Source organism: Syntrophotalea acetylenica (assembly GCF_001888165.1).
GTDB lineage: Bacteria > Desulfobacterota > Desulfuromonadia > Desulfuromonadales > Syntrophotaleaceae > Syntrophotalea > Syntrophotalea acetylenica.
Genome location: NZ_CP015455.1, coordinates 1,143,896 through 1,168,062, shown reverse-complemented (window position 1 = coordinate 1,168,062; position 24,167 = coordinate 1,143,896). Strand labels below are relative to the sequence as shown.

Annotated in this window: 22 protein-coding genes and 1 pseudogene; 4 read left to right on the top strand and 19 right to left on the bottom strand. The window is 59.1% G+C overall.

Annotation, left to right across the window (positions count from 1 at the left end):
• Positions 1 to 11: 11 nt before the first annotated feature.
• From A6070_RS05265 to rimI, 10 genes and pseudogenes are all read right to left on the bottom strand, one after another.
• Positions 12 to 932, bottom strand: a complete 921-nt coding sequence (locus A6070_RS05265) for an ExeA family protein (protein ID WP_072287369.1) — start codon at positions 930 to 932, stop codon at positions 12 to 14.
• A 118-nt stretch (positions 933 to 1,050) separates the two neighbouring features.
• Positions 1,051 to 3,477 (bottom strand): tetratricopeptide repeat protein, encoded by a 2,427-nt coding sequence (locus tag A6070_RS05260; RefSeq protein WP_158514027.1) that lies wholly within the window; start codon positions 3,475 to 3,477, stop codon positions 1,051 to 1,053.
• 191 nt (positions 3,478 to 3,668) lie between these two features.
• Entirely contained in the window at positions 3,669 to 4,382 is a 714-nt protein-coding gene (locus tag A6070_RS05255) for a pseudouridine synthase (protein ID WP_320360985.1), read from the bottom strand.
• Between the two features lie 41 nt (positions 4,383 to 4,423).
• On the bottom strand, positions 4,424 to 5,008 hold the full coding sequence (gene scpB / locus A6070_RS05250) for an SMC-Scp complex subunit ScpB (protein ID WP_072287367.1): 585 nt from the start codon (positions 5,006 to 5,008) through the stop codon (positions 4,424 to 4,426).
• A complete protein-coding gene (locus A6070_RS05245) occupies positions 4,995 to 5,759 on the bottom strand; it encodes a segregation and condensation protein A (RefSeq protein ID WP_072287366.1) in 765 nt (254 codons plus the stop codon). Before A6070_RS05245 ends, scpB begins: the two co-directional genes overlap by 14 nt.
• A 3-nt stretch (positions 5,760 to 5,762) precedes the next feature.
• The gene (locus tag A6070_RS05240; RefSeq protein ID WP_072287365.1) at positions 5,763 to 6,446 is read right to left on the bottom strand and encodes a site-2 protease family protein; all 684 of its coding nucleotides are present in this window, start codon (positions 6,444 to 6,446) and stop codon (positions 5,763 to 5,765) included.
• A 69-nt stretch (positions 6,447 to 6,515) separates the two neighbouring features.
• The gene (locus tag A6070_RS05235) at positions 6,516 to 9,155 is read right to left on the bottom strand and encodes a CBS domain-containing protein (protein ID WP_072287364.1); all 2,640 of its coding nucleotides are present in this window, start codon (positions 9,153 to 9,155) and stop codon (positions 6,516 to 6,518) included.
• A 92-nt stretch (positions 9,156 to 9,247) separates the two neighbouring features.
• Positions 9,248 to 10,191: pseudogene (locus tag A6070_RS05230) on the bottom strand (dihydroorotate dehydrogenase).
• Positions 10,188 to 11,048, bottom strand: a complete 861-nt coding sequence (locus tag A6070_RS05225; RefSeq protein WP_072287362.1) for a dihydroorotate dehydrogenase electron transfer subunit — start codon at positions 11,046 to 11,048, stop codon at positions 10,188 to 10,190. The pseudogene A6070_RS05230 and the gene A6070_RS05225 overlap by 4 nt, the downstream one beginning before the upstream one ends.
• Positions 11,049 to 11,128: 80 nt before the next feature.
• Complete coding sequence (gene rimI, locus A6070_RS05220; protein ID WP_158514026.1) at positions 11,129 to 11,593, bottom strand: ribosomal protein S18-alanine N-acetyltransferase; 465 nt, start codon at positions 11,591 to 11,593, stop codon at positions 11,129 to 11,131.
• A gap of 279 nt (positions 11,594 to 11,872) precedes the next feature.
• On the opposite strand from rimI, the gene purM reads away from it, so the two are divergent.
• The 4 genes from purM to rpmB all read left to right on the top strand — a co-directional run bounded on the left by purM (position 11,873) and on the right by rpmB (position 14,439).
• On the top strand, positions 11,873 to 12,907 hold the full coding sequence (gene purM / locus A6070_RS05215; RefSeq protein WP_072288142.1) for a phosphoribosylformylglycinamidine cyclo-ligase: 1,035 nt from the start codon (positions 11,873 to 11,875) through the stop codon (positions 12,905 to 12,907).
• Positions 12,908 to 12,945: 38 nt separating this feature from the next.
• Entirely contained in the window at positions 12,946 to 13,602 is a 657-nt protein-coding gene (gene purN, locus A6070_RS05210) for a phosphoribosylglycinamide formyltransferase (RefSeq protein WP_072287361.1), read from the top strand.
• 37 nt (positions 13,603 to 13,639) lie between these two features.
• A complete protein-coding gene (locus A6070_RS05205; protein ID WP_072287360.1) occupies positions 13,640 to 14,092 on the top strand; it encodes a 2-thiouracil desulfurase family protein in 453 nt (150 codons plus the stop codon).
• Positions 14,093 to 14,247: 155 nt separating this feature from the next.
• Entirely contained in the window at positions 14,248 to 14,439 is a 192-nt protein-coding gene (gene rpmB / locus A6070_RS05200; protein ID WP_072287359.1) for a 50S ribosomal protein L28, read from the top strand.
• A gap of 94 nt (positions 14,440 to 14,533) precedes the next feature.
• On the opposite strand, the gene A6070_RS05195 is transcribed toward rpmB, so the two are convergent.
• The 9 genes from A6070_RS05195 to A6070_RS05155 all read right to left on the bottom strand — a co-directional run bounded on the left by A6070_RS05195 (position 14,534) and on the right by A6070_RS05155 (position 24,134).
• Positions 14,534 to 14,920 carry a RidA family protein gene (locus tag A6070_RS05195; protein WP_072287358.1) on the bottom strand — a complete coding sequence of 129 codons (387 nt, stop codon included), beginning with the start codon at positions 14,918 to 14,920 and terminating at the stop codon, positions 14,534 to 14,536.
• 23 nt (positions 14,921 to 14,943) lie between these two features.
• The gene (locus tag A6070_RS05190; RefSeq protein ID WP_072287357.1) at positions 14,944 to 17,100 is read right to left on the bottom strand and encodes a RelA/SpoT family protein; all 2,157 of its coding nucleotides are present in this window, start codon (positions 17,098 to 17,100) and stop codon (positions 14,944 to 14,946) included.
• A 245-nt stretch (positions 17,101 to 17,345) separates the two neighbouring features.
• Entirely contained in the window at positions 17,346 to 17,552 is a 207-nt protein-coding gene (gene rpoZ / locus A6070_RS05185; protein WP_072287356.1) for a DNA-directed RNA polymerase subunit omega, read from the bottom strand.
• Positions 17,553 to 17,612: 60 nt separating this feature from the next.
• Positions 17,613 to 18,236: a guanylate kinase gene (gene gmk, locus A6070_RS05180; protein WP_072287355.1), complete on the bottom strand. Its 624-nt coding sequence runs from the start codon at positions 18,234 to 18,236 to the stop codon at positions 17,613 to 17,615.
• Between the two features lie 43 nt (positions 18,237 to 18,279).
• Positions 18,280 to 19,158, bottom strand: coding sequence for a YicC/YloC family endoribonuclease (locus A6070_RS05175; RefSeq protein ID WP_072287354.1), 879 nt, complete (start codon positions 19,156 to 19,158; stop codon positions 18,280 to 18,282).
• A 24-nt stretch (positions 19,159 to 19,182) separates the two neighbouring features.
• Positions 19,183 to 19,785 carry a D-glycero-beta-D-manno-heptose 1,7-bisphosphate 7-phosphatase gene (gene gmhB / locus A6070_RS05170; RefSeq protein WP_072287353.1) on the bottom strand — a complete coding sequence of 201 codons (603 nt, stop codon included), beginning with the start codon at positions 19,783 to 19,785 and terminating at the stop codon, positions 19,183 to 19,185.
• A complete protein-coding gene (gene rfaE1 / locus A6070_RS05165; protein WP_072288141.1) occupies positions 19,772 to 21,244 on the bottom strand; it encodes a D-glycero-beta-D-manno-heptose-7-phosphate kinase in 1,473 nt (490 codons plus the stop codon). Before rfaE1 ends, gmhB begins: the two co-directional genes overlap by 14 nt.
• 257 nt (positions 21,245 to 21,501) lie before the next feature.
• Positions 21,502 to 23,016 (bottom strand): lipopolysaccharide kinase InaA family protein, encoded by a 1,515-nt coding sequence (locus tag A6070_RS05160; RefSeq protein WP_158514025.1) that lies wholly within the window; start codon positions 23,014 to 23,016, stop codon positions 21,502 to 21,504.
• A gap of 44 nt (positions 23,017 to 23,060) precedes the next feature.
• Positions 23,061 to 24,134, bottom strand: a complete 1,074-nt coding sequence (locus A6070_RS05155) for a lipopolysaccharide kinase InaA family protein (RefSeq protein WP_158514024.1) — start codon at positions 24,132 to 24,134, stop codon at positions 23,061 to 23,063.
• Positions 24,135 to 24,167 lie beyond the last annotated feature (33 nt).

The window sequence follows — 24,167 nt, the reverse complement described above, 5'->3', positions numbered from 1 at the left end:
AAAGGCAGGATTCAGAATTTCCGTTCAAGGGAATCGAGCATCTCGTCAATATCCCCGATGTCGTCGATATCCTCGGAAGGTTCCGCCTGGAGGGTGGTCGAAAAGGATTCGGACCTCTGCCGCGACAAGCCGAGATCGCCGGCAACGGTTTCGACGATCGGCAGCGTAACCCGGTCGTGTTTCTGCAAAAAAGCCTCAAACAGACAATTGTCACAGATGGTGTTGATCAGCCGCGGCACTCCCCCCGCATAGCTGTGAATAAGAGGGATGGTCTCGGGTGCCATGATGTCATCGATGGCTCCGGCAACCTGCAGACGATGGCTGATATACGCCTCGGCGGTGGCATGGGTGTAGGACTGCAATCGGTATTTGACGGAAACCCGCTGGGCAAGGGGTTCATCCAGGCGCAGACAGTCCTCCACCTCCGGAAGACCGAAAAACAGGATGTTGAGCAGTTTCTTTGCAGGAATCTCCAGATTGAGCAAGCCGCGAAATTCTTCCATAAGCTCCCGTGTCTGCAGCATTTGTGCCTCGTCGATCAGCACTACCGCCTTACGTCCGGAAGCCTCGATTTCAATAAGTCGGTCATACAGCTGTTTGAGCAGGGCCATGCGATCCGGGGCCGGTGCGTCAACCCCCAACTGCAAGGCGATGCGGGTCAGAATCCATTCGGGAGTCACTCCGGAATGTACCATGACCAGCAGTGACGCCACGTAGTTTTCTTCATCAAGAAAATCGAGCATGCGTCGCGCCAGGGTCGTTTTCCCCGTACCCACACCCCCGATAACCACCGCCAGGCCCTTGTTTGAATCCACAACATGCATCAAGCGCAACATCGCCTGACGATGCTGCTCGCTGTTGTAGTAAAACCGTGCATCCGGCGCGTTGGAAAAAGGTTCCCGATCCAGCCCGAAATGCTCAAGATAACTCATCCACCCACCCTCAATCGTCCCGCCTGTCGACACTGTTTATCCGGATTTCCGGACAAAAACACCCGGCTGCCGGCAAAAATGCAAGCAACCCGCAAACGCGGCCGGACCCGGAGAACAACTACAAATAGGAAACCCTGCTGCTGCCGGACCCGCCGGAAGCTCCGCCAGACCCGCCGCCATCATCCAGCCCAAGCTCATCACGCAGCCTGCAGATGTGGTCCCCGACTTCGCGATAAGATATATCGGTGTCGGCCACTTGCTGGAAACTGTCCAGAGCATCCAGCGGACGGCCCCAGGCAAGATAAAGCTGTCCGAGTTCAAAATAGAGATTTAATCGATCGCTTTCGGCAAGCCCTTCCTGGTGCAAGCCTTGTTTGAATAGTTCGGCAGCCGCCTCGAACTCTTCCTTGCTGATCAGACAGACCCCTGTGAGTGTCAGCGCATCGATGAAACGGCGCGGATGCCCCATGGCCTTTTTGAATTCTTCCATGGCCTCGTCGAACAGCCCCATTTCCTTGTAAGCGATGCCAAGATCGAAATGGGTTTCGCAATCGTCCTGCGCCACAGCATCCTCGATCCCTTTTCTGAAAGCAGAGATGTTCCCTTGCAGTCTGCTGTGTTCCCTGTTTTCCTGAACCGTTCGCGAAGCCGAGGATGTGCCGCCTGCCTGCGAGCTGCCGGAGCCAGCAACGGGCATGGACGGCTTTTCGGCCAACCGCTGCTCGACTTGCCGCAACATTTCGTCCGCTTCCTTGCAGTGCGGGTGCGTTTCAAGCAAGGCCTGGCATTTTTGCCGGGCATCCTCCAGAAAATCCTGCTGCAGATAAAACTCGGCCTCCTCCAGATCGCTGGTCAGGTCCGGCTCGTCATCATCCTCCAGATCGAAGGAATCCATTTCAAATACGGCACCCAGTTCGCGCTGAAAATCGGCCAGTTCCCCGTCATCGCCGGAAGAGGCTGTTTCGACCTGGCTGTCATCAAACAGGTTGGCATCGGCATCAGCAGCTTCGATGGGGCCACTATCCTCGGCCCCCACCACATCAAACTCCGAACCGTCGCGCTCCGGGCCATCCTGGAGGTCTTGCTCTTGCCCGGATGCCGGAAGCAGCTCCTCTACCAGACTGGCCTCCGGCAAATCCTCTTCGGAAGCGTCATCCGCCGGCAGGTCCAGTTCAAGTTCGAGATCAAATGCGAGTTCGATCCCGGTTTCCTCCTCCCCATCGGGCGAAGCCGCTCCGGAAACATTGTCGGCCATCCCGTCAAGGTCAAGATCGAGGCTATCATCGGCATCCGCCGGCAACGAGGTCATGTCCCCGGTGGGCCAGGTGTCCTGCCCGGGAGCCTGGTCCGTGGAAGAATTCTGCTGCGCCGACTCCGGCACGACTGCCCCGTCGGCCAAAAAATCGTGGCTTTCCCCGGAATCGAGCAGATCGCTGCCAAACCACTCGCCAGGGGCATCCGACTCAGCGCCGTCAGCGTCTGACGGCTCGGACTGAAGCTGATCACCGGAAAGCAGATCGAACAGCTTGGACCCCTCTCCGGTATTTTCATAGATATCGTGCAGGGTCTGTCGCACCCGGTCGTCTTCGCCGCAGGTGCCCTGCAATTGCTCGTAGAACGCCTTCAGGGTGGCCAGGCGTTCCCCTTCAAGAAACCCCGCTTTCCACTCCTCCAGTCGATCGAGAGCCTGACGGTCGTCGCCTGTGGCCAGACAGGCCCTGACAAATCCTTCGCGGTAATCGAGATTCGCCTCCTCCTCTGTCAGCAACCCCTCGTAAATCTGGCGTTCAGCGGCATAATCCTCCAGCGCGCGATAAGCCCGGGCCCGCAACGCCAATACCGCTTTGTGCTGCGGGTGCCCCTCGGTGTTTCGGTCCAGCAACGCCAGCGTTTCTTCCGGCTGGCCACAGGTCAGAAGCACCTGACCCATCTCGATGGCCAGCGGCATATCATCGGGCAGACAGGACCGCACCAGATCCTTGAACCGGAGAGCTGCCGCGGCATTCCCGAGCTTATCAAGCAAAGCCAGTGCTTCCTGCAGTTCGCCCCGGGCCTTGTCCTGAGAACCGTACTGGAAGCAAGCCTGACAGATCCGCAACCGCAAGGCACTGTTTTCCGGATCGAGCTCCTTCATCTTTTCCAGAACTTCGATCAGCTCTTCGCCCTTGTCGGAGGATTCGAACAGTTCGGCCAGCTGCCGATACTCCCCCAGGGCATTTCCGATCAGGCCCTGTTTTTCATTCAACTCGCCAAGCCGACGATAGACCTTCGCCAGGGAGGGATCGATCTTCTGCATCTGCTTGTAAACGGCAATGGCCTTGAGATAAAAGCCATTATCCGCATAGGATTTGGCGACGGTTTCGTAGGCCTCCAGGGATTCATCCCGGCAGCCTGCGCGACCGAGCAATTCAGCGAGCCGCTGGCGGGTGCGGACATCCTTGGGATCGGTTTCCAACACCTTCTGGAAATCCCTGGCAGCCTTGAGCCACTGCCCTTTTTGAATGTTTTTTTGCGCTGCCTGAAGCAGCTTATCCTTTTTGGACAAAGCCATCCACCCGTTGTATGAAGGTTAATTGACAGAGGGTCAATTTAAACCAGTTTCATCCGACCTGTCAAGCACCACAGGAAATCGGAAAACTATGGAAAAATGCTTGTTTTTCAAGATTAAACAGTGGCCGGCAAAGTGGCCGGCAAAACAAGCGTCGAGGTCATGCACCGGTTGCGGCATGAGCCCTTTTACAAGGCCTTCAGACGCGCCACCTCGGCAGGGCTCAATTGCCGGCACTGTCCGGGACGCAACGTCCCAAGGTCGAGAAACGCATAGCGGATGCGCTTCAGCCGGCTCACCGGGCAGCCGACAGCCTCGCACATGCGCCGGACCTGACGGTTGCGCCCCTCGTGAATCGTCAACTCCAGCCAGGTGTGACTGCCCGCCTTGCGAACATTCGACACCTGCGCGGGAGCGGTCGGGCCATCTTCAAGCAAGACCCCCGCCTCCAGTTTTCGGCGCGATTCGTCGGACAGACTCCCCTGCATTCGCACCAGATAGGTTTTACCCACCTCGTGGCGCGGATGGCTGAGCCGCCAGGCCAGGTCTCCGTCATTGGTCAGCAGCAACAAACCTTCGGTATTGAGGTCCAGGCGGCCTACAGGGTACAGGCGAGCGTTGATTTTTCCCAGCAGGTCGGTGACCACCGGGCGCCCCTTGGGATCACGCCGGCTCGTAACGTACCCGATCGGCTTATACAACAACAGGCAGACCGGCGCCTCGGGCCGTGGCAGCGGGCGCCCGTCAACCAGGATGCGGTCCCTGTCCGGATCGGCCTGCTCACCGATTTTGGCAACCGTGCCGTTGACGGTTACGCGCCCCGCGGCAATCCATTCTTCGGCCTTGCGGCGCGAGGCCAGACCGGCAACGGCAATCAGTTTTTGCAATCGCTGTTTCATCATGAATGTTTTTTATCCGTTCTCCGCCAACCCGACGTTTTACGTCACGGTTCTGTCTGGGGTTCCGATGACTCGGCCTCGAAGTCGAGCAGCAGGGTTTCGCTTTCAGCGGTCAGCTCGGTGAACTCCTTCAGGCTGGGCAGATCCTCCAGCGAGCGCAAACCGAAAAACTCCAGAAATTCCCGGCTGGTGCCATACAGCAGGGGACGCCCGGGCATATCCTTTTTGCCCGCGATTCGTACCAGGCGTTTGTCCAGCAGGCTCTTGATCACGCCTCCGGAGTCGACACCGCGCAGGTACTCGATATCGGCCCGGGTCGCGGGTTGCCGGTAGGCAATGATGGCAAGCGTCTCCAGCGCGGCGCGGGAAATACGCGCCGGGCGGCTGACCTGCAGGCGGCGGATATATTCGGCATGCTCGGGACGGCTGCGCAGTTGATACCCATCGGCCAGCTCCGCCAGCACAAACCCTCTTCGGGCGCGGCGGTATTCTTCCCGCAGTTCATCCAGCGCTTTGGCTACCATGCGGGGCTCGACCTCGATCGCCAGCGCGAGCTGCTCGATGCGAACCGGGCCCGGCGCCGTGAAAAGCAAGGCTTCCAGAACAGCTCTGAGGTCAGCAGTATCCAAAGGATTCGTCCTGCAACGGCAACTCCCTTTGACCGTCAACCACACCGGGAAACAGCCAGATGGCGCCGCAACGGCAGTTCTGCATAATGCGCACCAGGCGCAGTTTCACCAATTCGAGCACGGCCAGAAAGGTTACCACCAGTTCTTCCCGGGTGAGTGGACCGGGCAACAGGGTTTCAAACGCCAGACTTTGACAATCCTTCAAAGCCTCAAGCACCATGGCAACCCGCTCGGCGACCGACAATCGTTCCCGCACCACTTGATGAACCGGTTCCGGCGAAACATCCTGCAGCAGCCGTTGTAAAGCCTCCGCCAGTTCAAAGACGCCGACGGGTTGCAGTTCCGCATCGCCGGCCTGCAGTTCGGACGGCACGACGCAGGCGCGGCCGAACACATCCCTGCCCAGCATCGGACTGGCATCGAGAACGGCAGCGGCATCCTTGTAGCGCTGATATTCCAGAAGCCTGCTGACAAGTTCGGCACGGGGATCGATGTCCTCTTCGTCGGGCTCCGGATCAGGCGCCAGAGGCAGCAACATGCGGGACTTGATATGCACCAGCGTCGACGCCATGACCAGAAACTCGCCCGCCACATCAAGATTGAGAGCCCGCATGGCGTCAAGCGCCTGCAGATACTGGGAGGTTATTTCGGCAATGGGGATATCGTAAATATCCATTTCGTGCTTCTTGATCAGATGCAGCAAAAGATCAAGCGGCCCCTTGAACATCTCGAGTTCGATTTCATACGGCATAGGCTAGGACCTGAACAAAATGGCAAAAACCTTCTGCACCAGCACCAGTTGAGGCCCGGTCAGCAGCGCCGTCAGAAAACCGACCGACGGCCACAGCACGCGTTCCGCCAAAGGTGAAAAAAAGAACAGAATGATCACCACGAAAAAACCGAACGGTTCGAGCCGTGCCATGGCCGCGGCAGCCCGTTCGGGCAACAGCCCGGCCAGAACGCGCCCGCCATCCAGCGGTGGCACCGGAACGAGGTTGATGATCATCAGCACCAGATTGATATACACGCTGAAAGCCACCATCAGGGTGAGCGGCTCCAGCAGCATGGCCAGCGCCGACATGCCGGTCCCGTTTGTCGGCATGCGTCCCAGCCCCCTGAGCAACAGTGCGGAAAACAGGGCCAACCCCAGATTGGCGGTCGGACCGCCTAGCGCAACCCAAAGCATGTTGCGTCGAGGATTTGGCAGATTGCCCGGATTGACCGGCACCGGGCGTGCCCATCCGAAGCCAATGAAAAACAGCAGCAAGGTGCCGACAGGATCAAGATGTTTGAAGGGGTTGAGGGTCAACCGGCCAAGCAGGCGGGCGGTCGGATCGCCCAACCGGTCGGCCACCCAGCCATGGGCGACCTCGTGCAGCGTAATAGCCAGCAGGCCAGGCACCAGTATGATTGACAATTTCTGAAAAATTATCTCCATCAATTCTCCGCACCGAACAATAACCCGCTTCGGTGTCTTTTAGCAAAAGGCCCGGGATGGGTCAACAAATTAGCCGGCAAGCAGCCTCCGCACCAACCGCAATTCGTCCTCGCGCGTGGACACCAGGCCATCCAGACGGGCCGCAACCAGCTTGTTGAGAATCTCCCCGTAGCACGGACCGGGCTTCAGTCCCATGGATTGAAGATCCCGCCCCCCTATCAGGCTGACCACCGAGCGCAGATGGGTGACAAAGTGTGACATCAGGCGTCGTGCTTCTTCATGTTCGGTCCGCGCCATGCCGTAGAGCAGGGCTTCGATAGGAAGCTCCCGCAGCATCCGGTAAACTTCGCTATTGGACAAGTTCCGACGTTGGGAGCAGCGCCATTCAAGCTGATGCACAATCCGGTGCACCGTCTCCCGTTCGGGACCGAAAAACTCCGCGTAGCGTGGCGGCATGCCGAGATGCCGCAGCACCTGATTCACTTCCGACTCGTCAAGCCCGGAAAACAGGCACAGGAAAAAAACCTGCCAGCGCTGGCAACCCTCACCGGTATAGAGCAGCTCATACCAGTCCACGGTCCGTTTCGCGGCAGCCAGCAGCCTGTTGATCTCCGACCGGCAGGACATGCGGGGATGGATATAGGCCAGCAGCCCCAACTCGTCAAGGCGGGCGATGGCCGGCAGAGGATCCGGCTCTCGAAGGATGAGCAGCATCTCATTGAACACCCGCGGGCCGCTGACTTTTTCCAGGAATCCCATGCGCACCGCACTTTTGAGCAGATGCTCGGTATGCCTGCCGAGCTGAAACGCCAGCCGCTGTTCGAAACGGATGGCGCGGAACATGCGTGTCGGATCTTCGACAAAGCTGAGGTTGTGCAGTACCCGGATGGCTTTTTCCCGCAGATCGCTCTGACCGCCGAAATAATCGAGCAGTTCCCCGAAATGGGCGCGATTCATGGCGATGGCAAGGGTATTGATGGTAAAATCCCGCCGGTAAAGGTCGAGTTTGATGGAGGCGGTTTCCACCGTCGGCAAGGCGCCCGGCTCCAGGTAGTATTCGGTGCGAGCCGAAGCGACATCGATCTTGAACCCGTCGGGAAAAACCAGCACGGCGGTGGCGAATTTCCGGTGTGCCCGCACCCGGCAGCCATGCCGTCGCCCAAACTCTTCGGCAAAGCCGATGCCGTCCCCTTCGACGACCACATCGATATCGAAATTCTCCTGGCGCAGCAGAAGGTCCCGCACAAAGCCGCCGACAACGAACACGTTTTGTCCCAGAAAATCACCAACCTCGCCGATATGGAACAGGAGTTTCTGCAGCGGTTCGCGCAATTGGTTGCGCAGCAGATGCGCCACCACGCGTCTTTTCAGCGTCAGACCGTTGCCAGGCTCGCCGATCCCCTGGCGCCGGCGCGCCACCGCTCCCGAAACCATATGGTGCAACAGGTCGGTACGCGTCAGGGCGCCGATCAGCTGGCCGTTTTCCACCACCGGCACAAAACGCTGATGCCGCCCGACGATCAGGTCCTGCAGCTCCCGCAGAGAGATTTCCGGCCTGACCGAAGCAAAATCGCTGTTCATGTACTCGGCGACCGGCACACTCTCCAGCAGGTGGTGCGCAGCCTTTTCGGCGACCTGTCGGGTAATGATGCCGACAACCCGTTCTCCGTCGAGAACCGGCAGGGCATTGATGTTGTAGCGGGTCAGAATCTCCCGCACCTGGGCGATGGTATCCGCGACCTGCACGGTTTTCACCGGCGAAAACATGATATGACGCGCTTCCCAGTGCGGATTGACATGGCGCCTCAGCACGGCCGGCAGTTTTTCCAGGACCTGCACCAGCGTCATGTCCCGGACCGTGGCCGAAGCGGCAAATCCGTGTCCGCCGCCGCCAAACTCCTCGAGAATATCCCCGGCCGGCACTTCGGGAATACGCGAACGGCCAACCATGAAGATGCGGTCCCCCATGCGCACCGCCACGAACAGCGCATCCAGGGTCTTCATATCCTTGATTTTGTGCGCCAGTATCGCCAGGTCGCCGACAAAATTATCGATGGAAGCGTGGGCGATATGGATATCCACACTGTTGACGTTGATGGCGGTCAGAGATTGCAGCAATTCGTGCAGCAGGGACACCTGGTCCGACGTCAACTCCTGAACCAGAAAATCGGACACCGTGTTGAGGTTGCCGCCGTGTTCGACCAGATAGGCGGCGGCCTGGTAATCGGCGGCGGAGGTGGCGTGAGAAAGCAGCTTGCTGGTATCCTCGTACAGGCCGAGCAGCATCATGGTGGCTTCATCGGGGGTGGGATGGATGCCGCGCTCCATGAACAGATGGGTCAGAACCGTCACCGTCGAACCGACCGGACGAATCACTTCGACACTGCCATGCAGGGCGTGAGGTTTGTTGGGATGATGATCGTAAATATGAACTTCGACACCTGGACGGGTGGCCACTTCGCCAAAAGGCCCGATGCGCTCGGCCTGACAGACATCGACCAGAATCAGCCGCGTGATGGCATCCAGATCGATATCCCGGATGCGCTTGAACTCGTAGGCATAAAAGGCGCTCTGCATGAAAAACTCGCGCAGACCGCGCTCCTGCGCTCCGGCGAACACCATCGCAGCATCGGGATAGAGGCGCCGGGCGGCAATCATGCCGCCCAGGCAATCGAAATCAGCGTTGATATGCGTGGTTATGACGTCCATACAGGATCACCGGTTGCTATGAAAAAACGATCGGGACAGACCCGCGGGCCCTTTGGACAACCGCAAACAACCGGCACCTGTGCGCGCCATTGTCAGGATACGCGCAGAGAACCGATAACCTCGTTGATATCGTCCACCCCTGGGTGCGGCAATAGTCCTCCAGTCCCGCGACAATTCCGGGCATTGCCCGGGGATCGACAAAATTGGCTGTCCCTACCTGAACGGCGCGAGCTCCGACAATCAGGAACTCGAGCGCATCCTCGGCGCAGGTGATGCCGCCGACGCCAATGACCGGCACCTTCACCGACTGTACCACCTGATAAACCATGCGCACCGCCACCGGACGAATGGCCGGCCCGGACAGCCCACCGGTCAGGTTGGCCAGCCGCGGTGATCGACGGCGGACATCGACCGCCATGCCGGTCAGGGTATTGATGCAGCAGATGGCATCCGCACCGGCCTCTTCGACCGCCCGCGCCATGATCGTGATATCGGTGACATTCGGCGTCAACTTGACGATCAGGGGCTTGTCCATATGGCGGCGGACCAGCGACACGACCTCCGCGGCAGCCAGCGGATCGGTACCGAACACGATACCGCCTTTTTTGACATTGGGGCAGGAGATGTTGAGTTCCGCCGCGGCGACTTCGGGCAAGTCCGACAGGCGCCGGGCCATTTCCCCGTATTCTTCCAGGCTGTTACCAAAGAAATTGACGATCACCGGTGTGCGAAACTGCCGCAGAAACGGCATTTTTTCCCTAATGAAAACATCAACGCCGACATTCTGCAAGCCGATGGCGTTCAGCATGCCGCTGGTCGTTTCAGCGATGCGCGGCGTGGGATTGCCGGCCTTGGGATGCAGGGAAAGCCCCTTGGTCACGATAGCGCCAAGTTCATCAAGGTCGAAAAACGGCGCGTATTCCTGACCATAGCCGAAGGTTCCGGAAGCGGGCATGACGGGGTTTTTAAGCCGCAGGCCGGCAATTTCCACTGCCAGACCGGGCTTCCTGCCGCATACGGGAGCGTTTTCGTTCATGCCCGTTCCTCCTCGCAGCCGCAATCCTCATGCCCCGCTTCGAGCTTGTCCCATTCAAGTTGCTCGGAACGGAATACCGGACCTTCCTTGCAGGTACACAGATAATGGGGATCGGCCTCGCTATGTCCGGCCCCCTTGACCACGCACCCGAGGCAGGCTCCGACGCCGCAGGCCATGAACGCCTCCAGCGAAACCTGCAGCGGAGCTCGATGCGCGCTGCACAGATCGTGCACGGCGCGCAGCATCGGCATCGGACCGCAGGCATAAATCGCGGCGCCGGGAAATTTTTCGAGTTTGCGCCGCAGCACGTCGGTCACCAGGCCTTCCTCGCCCAGCGAACCGTCATCTGTCGATACATAGGTCGCCACGCCCAGCCGTTCAAATTCGGTCACGGCGAGAATGTCGTCCCGGCAACGCCCCCCCATGAGCAGCCGCACCCGGCCGGTTTTGACCAGTTGCCGCGCCAGCATGTACAGGGGCACCAGGCCGATGCCGCCGCCGACCAGGATCTGTTCGGCGGCTGGCTGCATATCAAAACCGTTGCCCAGCGGCCCCAGCAGTTCGACCCTGTCGCCCCGATGCAGGTCCCGAAGCAGTGCCGTACCGCTGCCGACCACCTTGTAGAGGATCTCCACATATTCCTTGTCCGGCAGGCCCTGGCAATCAGCCGGCAAAAAACCGGTGCGGAAAATGCCGAAAGGCCGCCGCAACAGCGGCTCCAGACCGTTACCGATACGAACCATGACGAACTGGCCCGGTTTGGCGGTCGCCACAAAACCGGGAGCCAGAATCCGCATGCGAAAATAACCCGGCGACAACTCCAGGTTGGAAATGATGGATGTATGAAAATTTTGCATAAAACCGTTCCGTCGTTGGAAAAATTGGCTATATTTGTCTTTATTGTGCGGCCTGCGCGGAAGCCCTCGCCTCCAACCTCTCAATCGCCGCGCATCTTCCGTTCCATGAGTATGGCGTCTTCGCCATCGGCGTAATAATTCGCCCGCCGCCCGATAGTTTCGAAACCGCGGGTCCGATACATGTGAATGGCCCCGTGATTGCCGGCCCGCACTTCGAGAAAGGCGCGCTCGCACCCCTTCTGGCAAGCGCGGCGAACCGTGTATTCAAGCAGCATTCCACCCAGGCCGCGGCGGCGGCATGCGGGATCTACGGCAATGTTGAGAATATGCAGTTCATCGCAAACATGCCAGCAGCAGGCATAACCGACGATCCGCCCGGCCATGCACAACAGGTCGATAAAAGCGTGGGGCCTGCAAAGTTCTTCTTCGAAAAGCCGCGCGGACCACGGATTGACATGGCAGCGCCGTTCAAGCTCGACCACCGCCGCAAGATCGTCCACCGCCATGGAACGGATGGAATAGGTCTCCGATGCTGGGCCCGGCACACGACATCCTTTCAGACTTTCACGCGGTTTCGTCAAAAACAGACCGAACGGAAGCCACCCGGTCGGGAAAAACGGCCTGTTCGGCCGCACAGGGTCCGCCGATGGCAAAAGCGTACACATTTCGCAGATGATAAAGCACCGGCGCGGGTCTGTAAAGAGTCAAGCCTTCCCGCCACATGGGACTTTGGCGTTGACAACCTAAAAAGGTTGTTTTACAAATGGGCGTCACACTTTTTGCCATAGAGAAGAAGAGAGGTTCCTTTGAGCGACCCCAAGAAAATGACCTATAAAGACGCCGGCGTCGATATCGATGCCGGCAACCGTTTCGTCCAGCTGATCAAACCCCTGGTGAAAGCTACCTCGCGTCCCGAGGTGCTGACCGATATCGGCGGTTTTGGCGGCCTGTTTTCCCTGCATGCCGACAAATATCAGAAACCGACACTGGTCGCCTCCACCGACGGCGTCGGTACCAAGCTCAAGCTGGCGTTCATGATGGACAAGCATGATACCGTCGGCATCGACCTGGTGGCCATGTGCGTCAACGATATCGTGGTTCAGGGCGCCGAGCCGCTGTTTTTCCTCGACTACCTGGCGACCGGCAAACTCTCTCCGGAAAAAGCCCAGGATATCGTAAAGGGCATCGCCGAGGGCTGCATTCAGGCAGGCTGTGCCCTGATAGGCGGCGAAACGGCTGAAATGCCGGGTTTTTACAGTGAAGGCGAATACGATCTGGCCGGATTCACCGTCGGCATCGTGGACAATAGCAGCATTATCGACGGCTCTACCATTACCGTCGGCGACCGTCTCATCGGCCTGGCCTCCAGCGGCCTGCATTCCAACGGCTATTCCCTGGCGCGCAAGGTGCTGTTCGAACATCTCGGGCTGAGCGTTGACTCCAGGGTGGAAGAACTTGAACGACCGCTCGGCGAGGAACTGCTTACACCGACCCGCATCTACGTCAAAACCATCCTCAATCTGCTGCGCGACTTCCAGATCAAGGGCATGGCTCACATCACCGGCGGCGGCCTGGTGGAAAACGTGCCCCGCATGATGCCGAAAAACTGCCAGGCAATTATCCGCAAGGACAGCTGGCCCAAGCAGCCCATCTTCGAATTGCTGCGCAAAGCCGGCAATATCGACGAAGAGGAGATGTACCGCACCCTCAACTACGGCATCGGCATGGTGCTGGTCGTGCCCGAAGCGGAAGTCGAGGAAATCATGGTGCGCCTCACCGGTCTGAAGGAAAACGCTTTTGTGATCGGCGAGATCGCCAAGAGTGCCGAAGACGGCGAACCGACCGTTGTACTGGTTTGACATGCGGCGCCGGTGTCGATGCGGGACAGGAAAACAGCATGAATAAAAAGCTGCGCCTCGGGGTGCTCGCATCCGGCGGCGGCACCAACCTTCAGGCCATTATCGACCGTTGCCGGGAGGGCAAGCTGGCGGCTGAAGTCGTCCTGGTTCTGAGCAACAAACCGCAGGCCGGCGCTCTGCAGCGTGCACGTAGCTGCGGCATTCCGGCGGTGGTTGTCGACCACCGACACTGCCCTGACCGCGAAGCATTTGACCGGCGGATGGTGGATGCCCTGCGCCAGGCCGAGGTCGACCTGGTGATCCTGGCTGGCTTCATGCGCATCCTGACCCCGGTGTTTCTGAGCGCGTTCCCCCAACGCATCATGAATATCCACCCTGGCCTGCTGCCCGCTTTCCCCGGCATCGACGCGCAGCGGCAGGCGCTTGAATACGGCGTCAAACTCGCCGGATGCACCGTACATTTCGTCGATCCGGGCGTCGATACCGGTCCGATCATCATTCAGGCCGCCGTTCCCGTACTCGACGATGACGATGAATCGAGCCTGGCCCGACGCATTCTCGAGCAGGAACATCGCATCTACCCCCGCGCCATTCAGCTGTATGCCGAAGGGCGGTTGCGCATCGAAGGACGCCGCGTGCGCATCGACCAGAAGGTTGCTGATAAAACGGCGCTGGCCAGTCCAGCCATCCCGTAAGTTCCGCGTCGCCTTTCTATCCGGTCTGCGAGAAACCATGAAGCCACAAGCCATTCTGGTCAGCGCCTGCCTGCTCGGCCTTCCGACCCGCTATGACGGCAGAGCCAAGCATAACCAAAAGGCGCTGGATTACCTGAGACAGTGCGGCATGATTCCCGTGCCGGTGTGCCCGGAGCAACTGGCCGGACTGGCAACCCCGCGGCCCATGACGTTTTTTGCCTGCGGCGACGGCACGGATGTGCTCGACGGTTCGGGAAACCTGATAAACGAAAACCGGATTGAAATGAGCCGGTTGTTTATCCAGGGAGCGACCCGGACTCTGGAAATCGCCCGTCTGGCGGGCTGCCAGCAGGCGCTATTCAAGGACGGTAGCCCTTCCTGCGGCGTTCACCGTATCTGCCGGAACGGCGCTCGGGTCGCCGGCAAAGGGGTGACGAGCGCACTGCTGCAACGCAGCGGCCTGCGTGTTTTCAGCGAGGAAGACCTTTGAGATGAAGCGGCTCGAACCGCGAGCCGGATTACGCATGCAGACGCTGCCCTGCTCTGACCGCGCCTTGCTACGGCCGACGACAGCATAAAAAGAGGTTGCAATACGCGGCCCTACATGGTACATATAGCCGCTCTAAATTTCCAGGAGGTAAGAACATGTCCAGAGTATGCGATATCTGTGGTAAAAAACCGACCACTGGCAATAATGTCAGCCATGCGCAGAACAAGACCCGCAAGGTTTGGTATCCGAATCTCCAGAAAATCCGGGCCCTGCACAAAGGCAAAGTGCAGTCCATCAAGGTCTGCACGCGCTGTTTGCGTTCCGGTGCGGTGACCAAGGCCGTTTAATCCGGACCTTGCGATAATCGGATCTTGAAAGGGGAAGCCGTCCGGCTTCCCCTTTCGCATTCATGCTCAAATCAACATTGGCCTCCCCGGTGGCTTACAGCCCCGCGTAGGCGATCCCCTCGATTTCAATCCGCACCTTTTTCGGCAGAGCCGCCACCTGCACCGTGGACCGAGCCGGCGCCAGATCACCGAAATATCCCGCATAAACCCGATTTATGACTTCGAAATCCGCCATGTCAGCCAAAAACACGGTGGTCTTGACAACTTTGTCAAAACCAAGTCCCGCCGCGGACAATACCGCACCGATATTTTGCAGAACCTGACGGGCCTGCGCTTCCGCATCCTGCCCGACCACCCGTCCGGAGGCGGGGTCGAGGGGGATCTGGCCTGAAAAAAACAGGTAATCACCGGCGCGCACCGCCTGGGAATAGGGTCCTGCGGCGGCCGGTGCCTGGGATGTCGCGATGGCCTGGATGCTCATGGTCATATCTCCTCGCTGAAAGGTCAGTGCCGCAATCGCTCTACCTGATAAACCCCCTTGACCTGATGCAGAGCATTGATCACACGGTTGAGATGTTCGACGTCGACGACTTCAACCGCAAAAACGATCATACTTTTGTGGGTCCTGGTGCGCTGCACGGTGGCGCTGGCAATATTCGCTTCGCAAGCGCTGATGGCATTGCTGACGCTGGCCAGGACCCCCTTGCGGTCTTCGGTTGCAAGACGAATGCGGGCCGTGTGTGGCGCTTTTTTCTTGATATCCCATTCAACCTCGACCCGCCGTTCCGCATCGCTTTCCAGGACGCTGGGGCAATCGACCGTATGCACGGTAATTCCGCGACCACGGGTAATGAAACCGACCACCGGATCGCCGGGAAGCGGGTTGCAGCACTTCGCGAAACGCACCATGATATCGCCAATGCCCTGGATCTTGATGGCGCTCGATGGCTTTTTGGCCGGCGCCCCGGTCTCCGTGGCCGCCCTTGCCTTTTCTTCCGTTTCGGGATGCAGCTTTCCAACGGGAACGACCCGACTGACAATCTGCCCCAAGGGAACCTTGCCGTAGCCTATGCCCGCAAGCAGATCACTGGACGTATGATAGCCAAGATCCTGCAAGCACTGCGCGAACTCCCTGGAGGCCAGGATTTTCTTGAGACTGCAGCCGAATTTGCGCAGTCGTTTTTCCAGAAGCTCCTTGCCGAGCTCGATGCTCTTCTCCCGCTGCTGGGTCTTGACCCAGTGCCGGATCTTGCTGGCCGCCCGCGAGGTGACGACAAACTTAAGCCAATCCTTGCTCGGCGTCTGGTTCGGCGAGGTAACCACCTCCACCACATCGCCGTTGCTCAGCGGCGTCTTCAGCGGCACCAGCTTGCCGTTGACCCTGGCGCCCACGCAACGGTTGCCGACTTCGGTGTGCACGCTGTAGGCAAAATCGATGGGCGTCGCCCCCCGGGGAAACGCCTTGACCTCCCCCCTGGGGGTAAAAACATAGACCTCCTCGGAGAACAGATCGACCTTGACGGAGCCGACAAATTCATGGGAATCGGCGAATTCCTGCTGGGAATCCAGCATCTGCCGCAGCCAGCCGAACTGTCTCTCGTCCTTGGTCACGATACTTTGGCCGCCGCGGCCTTCCTTGTATTTCCAGTGGGCGGCGATACCTTCCTCGGCGACCCGGTGCATGTCCTCGGTGCGAATCTGCACCTCCATGCGCTCTCCGTAGGGACCGATGACCGTAGTGTGCAGGGACTGGTACAAATTCGCCTTGGGCATGGCGATATAGTCCTTGAAGCGGCTGGCGATCGGTTTCCAGGCAGCATGGATCACGCCGAGCATGGCATAGCAATCCCGCACATCCCCGACGATAACGCGAAAGGCGATAAGGTCATAAACCTGCTCGAACTCGATCCCCTGGCGCTGCATCTTGCGCCAGATGGAATACAGGTGCTTCTGGCGGCCGTAACATTCCCCTTCGATGCCATTCTCGCGCATCTTGTCACACAACTGCTTGCGCACTTCCTCGACGTAGCCGGCGCGATCCTTGCGCCGCTGCGTCACTTTGGAGTGCAGATCGCAATACACCTCCGGCAGAACGTAGCGCAGAGACAGGTCCTCGAGTTCGCACTTCATCCAGCTGATACCGAGGCGATTGGCCAGCGGCGCATAGATATCGAGGGTCTCCTGGGCGATACGCCGCTGCTCCTCGGCACTCCTGCCCTCAAGTGTGCGCATGTCGTGCAGACGCTCGGCAAGCTTGACCAGTATCACGCGGATGTCGCTGGCCATCGCCAGCAGCATCTTGCGAAAATTCTCCGCCTGCTGCTCTTCGCTGGTAATAAAAGAGATACGCCCGAGTTTGGTGAGGCTCTGCACCAGTTCTACGACATCCGCACCAAAAACAGCTTGCAGCTCATTGATATCCGCCAGCTCCTGCTGCAGAATATCGTGCAGCAGACCGGTGATAATGGTGGCGACGTCCATCTTGAGACGGGTCAGGATAAAGGCAATTTCGAGGCTGTGGCCCAGATAGGGTTCACCCGAAACGCGGGATTTACCCCGATGCACCTTGGCGCTGTACACATAGGCCTTGCGCAATGCATCGACATCGGCGCGGGGATTGTACGTCAGAACGTTTTCGATGATCTGGTCAAGACGAAGCATGGCGATTCCACCGGCGAAGGCGCCGGCACCCTGGTAAAGAAGGCGCGAGGAAGCTTGAAGAGTATGCGCGAGTAAAAAACAAGGCCGGGCACTGTGCGCCCGGCCTTGTGTCTTGCATGCCGTGGGGCCGGCATCTCACAATCGCAGCCTGCGGGTTTTATCCCTGCCAGGCCAGAAGATCCGGAACATAACCGACCACGGCCCCCAAAGGGTCGGTTCCGCAGTCGTGGCAATTCTGCGGGATGTCAGCCCTTCCGGGTAGGAATTTCGTAATCGACCTTGCCGGCGGCGATTTCGCGCAGGCAAAGAACGATTTTTTTGTTATTGGACTTGTTTTCGATAAGCGGTTGCCCCCCTTTGTATAGCTGCTTGGTGCGCTTGGAGGCAACCATAACCAGCAGAAAACGATTGGGGATCTGCTGGAGGCAATCTTCGACAGTTATTCTCGCCATAAAACTGTTTATCCTTCCATGGTAATATTTCGTGAAAAAACGCCGCCCGGCGGCGATCCGTCAGAATTCCTGCTTGTCGATCCCGAACTGCTGAACCACACTATCCCTGGTTCGCCCGGTGCGGCAGCCCTCGGCCAGAATGATGCCTTTCAGCTCTTCCGAGGCACGCGACAAATCGTCGTTGACGACAAGATAATCATACCAGACCAGTTCCCGCATTTCACGACGGGCATTGGCAAGACGCCTTCCTATCACTTCGGGGGTATCGGTATTGCGGCCGCGCAAGCGTCGCTCCAGCTCCTCGAAGGTCGGCGGCAGGATAAAAATAAAAACGCCGTCCGGGCAGCTGCGTTTCAACTGAGCGGCCCCCTGACAGTCAATATCCAGAAGAACGTCCCGCCCCTGGTCTCGCGCTTCCTGCAAGGTGGCCAGCGCCGTTCCGTAGCAGTTGCCGTGGACCCTGGCCCATTCGGCGAAAGCCCCGTCGGCCACCATGGTATCGAAGCAATCCTGGCTGACGAAATGGTAATCGATACCGTCCGTTTCACCGTCTCGTTTCGGACGGGTGGTGAAGGACACAGAGTGCCGCATATCAGGAAAAATGTCAACAATCCGCCGGCATAAAGAGGTTTTGCCGGCACCGGACGGCGCGGATATGACAAACAGAATGCCACTACGTTTCATGGAACGACTCCACAACCGGGCAAGCAGGGCATGCCCGGGAAGGTTATTCGATATTCTGAACCTGCTCACGGATTTTTTCCAGGTCGGCCTTCATGGCCACAACGACCCGCGTAAGCTGCAGATCATTGGATTTGGATCCCATGGTGTTGGTTTCCCGGTTCATTTCCTGGAGAATGAAATCCATCTGCCGCCCCACGGCCTCCTCGACACTGAACAACCCCCGAAACTGCTCGATATGGCTTGAAAAACGGGCCAGTTCCTCGCTGATATCGCAACGATCGGCAAATACCGCGACCTCCTGGGCAACCCGCTGGGGATCGACGTCAAAACCGTTCTCCAGTCGCGCCAGACGTTCCATAAGCTTTTCCCGCCATTCCAGCGGCACCTGGGGCGCCCGCTCGCGAGCTGTCGCGAGCAGCGCCTCGATATGCGCAAGATGCTCTTCCATATCGTGGCGGGTTGCGGTGCCCTCGGTCTGCCGCATCTGTTCCATGGCCGACAGGGCTTTTGCCAGGGCTTCGCCTACACAGCCGATAACCGCCTCTTCTCCGGGGTCAGCTTCGGCGATGGTAATGACGTCCTTTTGTCCGGCCAGCAGATCGACGGTGATATCCCCTTCGAGATCGAATTCCGCCCGCATCTGCCGGAACAATACCATATAAGCCGCCGCCAGTTCCTTGTTGAGCACGGGCATGCGGGCCGCACAGGCATTGTTATCGACATTGATGAAGACATCGATTTTCCCCCGTTTGAGACGCTCGCCAACCTGCTTTTTTATCTCCGACTCACAACCGAGAAGAAAACGTGGCGCCTTCACGGAAATATCGGCGTAACGATGGTTGACGGATTTGATCTCCACCGTCAGCGCGATACCGTCAGCGGTCGCCTGCCCTTTGCCGTACCCTGTCATGCTTTTTATCATGAACAGTCCTTTCCAAAGATCGAATCAGGCGGTGACCCTGCGCTCACCATCCTGCCGTAAAATGAAATCGACCGCTTCCACCAGACTCGGGAATCGCTGGATGGAAGGAGCCACAAGTTTGTCCGTTTCGGCACCGTAACCGGTCATCACCAGCAATGGAACGCAACCGGCGCGCGTTCCGGCCTCCATATCGGCGGGTTTGTCGCCAACCATGAACGACCCCTCAAGATCGATGTGCAACTGCGCCGCGGCCTTAAACAGCAGGCCGGGCTGCCCCTTGCGGCAATCGCAGTCCCGAGGCAGCGCGCCCTGCCCGTGTTCCGGATGGTGGGGGCAGACATAAAACCCGTCGATATGGGCCCGGACATCCGCCAGTTGCCGCTGCACATAAGCATGCAGGGCCTCGACATCGGATAAATCGAAATAGCCCCGCGCCACCCCCGACTGGTTGGTCACCACCACCACCAGATAGCCGACCTGGTTCAGGCGTGCGATGGCCTGCGGCACACCGGCGATGAAGGCGAAGTCTTCCGGCCGGTACAGGTAGTGCCGCTCTTCATTGATGGTGCCGTCGCGATCGAGGAATACCGCCCTGCGCAGGACCCGTTGACTCTCAGCCCTGCTCATAGCGGTCCAGGATCCGTTCGATGATGTTGGTGGTGGAACGCCCGTCGACCAGATCGATGAGTTCCACCCGCCCGCCGTAACTCTCCACAAGATCCCGGCCGACCACGGTTTCCGGCGTGTAATCTCCCCCCTTGACCAGAATATCGGGGCGCAGCATGCCGATCAGTGCCAGGGGCGTGTCCTCGTCGAATACCACCACATAATCGATGCAGCTCAACGCCGCCAGGATGTGTGCGCGCTCCTGTTCGCTGATAAGGGGGCGGTTGGGGCCTTTCAGTCGCCGGATGGAAGCATCGGAGTTCAGGCCCAGCACCAGCAGGTCACCGAGACGACGCGCCTGCTGCAGATATTTGACGTGGCCAACATGCAGCAGGTCGAAACAGCCATTGGTAAAGACGATGGTCTTGCCGCGCCGGCGTTCAGCCGCGAGGACATCGCGCAACGATTCCCGCAGCCGGATTTTGGTATCGTATTCCAGGGCATTGTGCGCCAGCGCTTCGCGGATTTCCTCGACGTTGACGGTGGAGGTGCCAACCTTGCCCACCACGATCCCCGCGCCGATATTGGCCAGCACCGCCGCTTCGCTGACCGGCAATCCCCCGGCCAGGCCAAGACCGACCAGGGACAGCACCGTATCGCCGGCCCCGGTCACATCATACACTTCCCGCGCCTGCGTCGGCAGGTGCACTTCCTCCTGATTGCGGAAAAAGATGGAGATCCCCTCCTCGCTGCGGGTGACCATCAACGTCTGCAGATCGATGCGTTCCATCAGGGTGCGGGCGGCAAGCCGCAGGCTATCTTCATCGACGATGGCGACACCTGACGCGACCTCGGTTTCCTTGCGATTGGGGGTCAGCAGGGTGGCACCGCGATATTTGCCGTAGTCGTTGCCCTTGGGATCGATGACCACCGGGATGCCTTTTTGCTTGCCGACGGCGATGACCGCCTGCAGCAGACCCTCGGTCAGAACCCCCTTGAGGTAATCGGACACCAGGATGACGTCGAAGCGATCGGCGTTGTCGCGCACGAAGGCCGCCAGAGACGCTTCCTGCTGCGCGTCGATGGGCGCGCGGCTCTCCCGGTCGAAACGCATCATCTGCTGCCCCGAGGCAAGAATTCGGGTCTTGCGGCTGGTGGTGCGCTTGCCGTCGAAAAGCAGCCCCTCGGTGCCGACCCGTTTTTCTTCCAGACGGCGGCGCAAAAGCAGCCCGTCATGCCCTTCCCCCAGCACGCTCGCGACATGTACCTGGCATCCCAGGGTGACAAGGTTGTTGATGACGTTGCCGGCCCCGCCGAGGCGCAGGTCTTCTCGCAGGATGTCCACCACCTGCACCGGCGCCTCGGGAGAAATCCGCTCGGTGCGTCCCCACAGGTACTCATCCAGCATCAGATCGCCGATCACCAGCGCGCGGATGCCGCTCAATCTGCCAAGCAGAGTTTCCATGGCCGATCTATTCATAAAATTATCCAATGTCCCCTGTATCTGTAAGGCAGTTCTCAATTCAGAAAAAATGAAACCGGCCAACGGGGCCGGTATCGTGTCTGCCAATATCCGCCACCAGGATGCAACGGCTGATTGCATCCGGAAACGTTTGTTTTCCGCTTCCGCAACAAACACGTGTCGCGCATCATATCCCAGATTTCTTTCGCGGGCAATATGCGGCTGAAAAACATCGCCTGGTCTGCGTTCCGTTGTGAAAAACCCTGGCCAGACCCTCAGATGCAATCGTCCACCCGGCGACCGGGATTGGCGCGGACAATGCGGGCATGCTCCTCACAGCTCACCCGGCTGCCTGCATCGAGCCAGTTCCGCCAGGTGGAGATGAGCAGGTCCAGATACCCCACCCCGTCGTTACGTTTACGCCGCAGATCCCGTATGAAATGCTCGAGATCGCGATAGGCGCGCGTGTAGTCAAAGGATCGTCTCTGCCTGAAACAGTCCAGATCCACCAGCAGCAATGCGCCATTGGGGCGCACCAGGATATTGTTCCAGTTGGTGTCCCCGTGGAGACATCGGGATCTGTGCACCCGGGCCAGCAATTGCGCACTGCGAATAATGATACGGCGTCTCTCGTGCGGCTTCAACTCCGGCCATACCGTCATCAGCGGCCGCCCGTCGCTGCAGAATTCAGACACCAGGTAGGATTCCTTTAAAATCCGGAAAGTGCGTTTTTCCATCACCATCAGGGGCTGGGCGGTCGGCAGGCTGCGTGCTGCGCACTGCCATCCGGCAAGCCAGGCAGCCAACGCCTTGGAGCGCAAAAACAGATATTTGACCTGGTACCTCAACCCCGGAAGGCGATAACGTTTGACAAAATACTGGTGCCCGCCGACTTCGATTCTGGCGGCCGAGCATCCGGAACCCCTGCCCGCCATGGCCAGGCCAGCCCGGAAAGTGGCGGCGGGTTCCGCAAGCATGCTTTGCTGAAGGCGCAATGCCTCGTCGCACCGCCGTCTCCAGATGCGCCAGTTTTCGTGGCGCAGGACGGCAAACCAAGCATTGTTGCCAAGACTCAAACGTGCCTTGCGACGCCAGTAGCGCCGGGCCGAACAAAGCGCGGCGGCTTCCAGATCCACAAGGAGGTTACGAAACTCGCGCAACCGGCCCTGATCGCCGCACACAGCCCGGAAAAAACGAAACCGCTGGCTGCGGCTGACATGCACCGGCAAGGTGCCAAGCAGATGCTGCAGACAGACAAATCTTTGCCGGTCGGTCAGTGGCTTGTTGTGCCAACGGAAACCATCGATCCCGGCAAGGCGAAACCCGACAGGATCCTGCCCCGCATCGACCCAGAAACGGGTCAGGGTCAGACGGGTCGGCTGAGCGCCCCGCTCGAACATGTCGCGGACAAAATGTCCGAAATCACGCACGATCGCCTGACGGTGTGTCGCCGGCAGAGACGGAAAGTCCTCGGCGAAAAAATCATCCAGATATTTGCCCGGTAGCCAGCCCCGCACTACAAGTACCTGCTGCGGTTTATGGCCGACAACCCTTTCCATGCCCCGCGCCAGAATCTCTGGGCCCGGCAGGCCACGAACGGACAGTTGCCGAAAGCCTTTTTTCCCGGCACCGGCCACAGGAAGCCAATGCAAAAAAGACAAGGCGTCCATCGGCCGGCGCCAGAGCCACAGGCCGGTTTGATCGATGGCGTGTGCATCCCCTGCCGTCGCCGGCAATGTTCGCAGCAAGCTGGCCAGATGCTCACCGCCAGCGGTCCATTGCACATTCACCAACAGCCTTTTGAGGGCGTCTGTGGTTGCTGCAACTGGGCTGATCAGATATTTGTTATCCATTTTTTCCAACTGCGGCGAAACATGCGACCCCACTGTCCGGTCGTGTCTACCTGCTCCAGATCCCGGAGAAACCGCCCGACATCCCGGATGGCCCTGTTCGCCGCCGGTCTTCGCAGAACACGGCTGCCGTCGAGATCGACCAGGGTAATCCGCCAACCTTTTCCGGTTGCGCAAACCAGAATATTGTCCCATTTAAGGTCGCCGTGAAGACAACCAAAGCGGTGCATGCGTCCCAGCAGTTGAGCCAGGACAATAAGAAGGCAACACCGCTGCGCGTCGGAAAGGCCCTGCCAGACGATCTTCAGCCGCTGCCCGCCTTCCGCAAAATCGGTCAATACATAGGACCTCTTCAATATCCGGAAAAAGCGTTCTTCCAGGCACAGCACCGGATCGGCGACGGGAATCCGCCGGTAGCGAAACGCCCACATAACCTTCCAGTTATGCACGGCACGGGACCGACGGAAAAGGTGCCTCACCCTGTACCACCAGCCCCGGTCATTGAACCTTTTCAAAAAACCTTCGCCGCAGCTTAAATAGATTCTGCCTGCATGAGTACGGCTGCCCGGCTTGAATATCTGCCCCTGTTCAAGAATTTTGTCCGGATCGGGCAGCAGTTCCCGCAGGGCAGTGCCGGCCCGCTGCTTGTCGCCGTGATAGCGAAATCCATCGCGGTGCCCGGCACAAAACGCTGCATTGTTACCGAAACAATACCTCCCCTGCCGATGCCAGGCAGCGTAGCTTTTTTCATAGGCACATTTTTCTATAAGTCCCCGGTGCAACTGGCCGATCTCCGGGCCGGATCGAACATAAGCCCGTAAAAAACGCTGCCGCTCGGAGCGGCTGGTGAAATCCCAGCAATCCGACAGCAGACCGCCGAGGGCCTTAATCCGGCGGCGCTTGGACAACGGCCGATGGCTGCCCGGCAAATGGCGGCCTCTTGGCAAAAAATCTGTGTTTGCGGGCATCCGATGCGTCACCACAATATCGTCTGCTTTACACACCTGCGTCCCGGCATCGTGCCATCGGCGAACTGCCTGGCCCAGTTTCACAGCCATTCTTCGCTTTTCCCCGGGGGACAGTCGGGCATA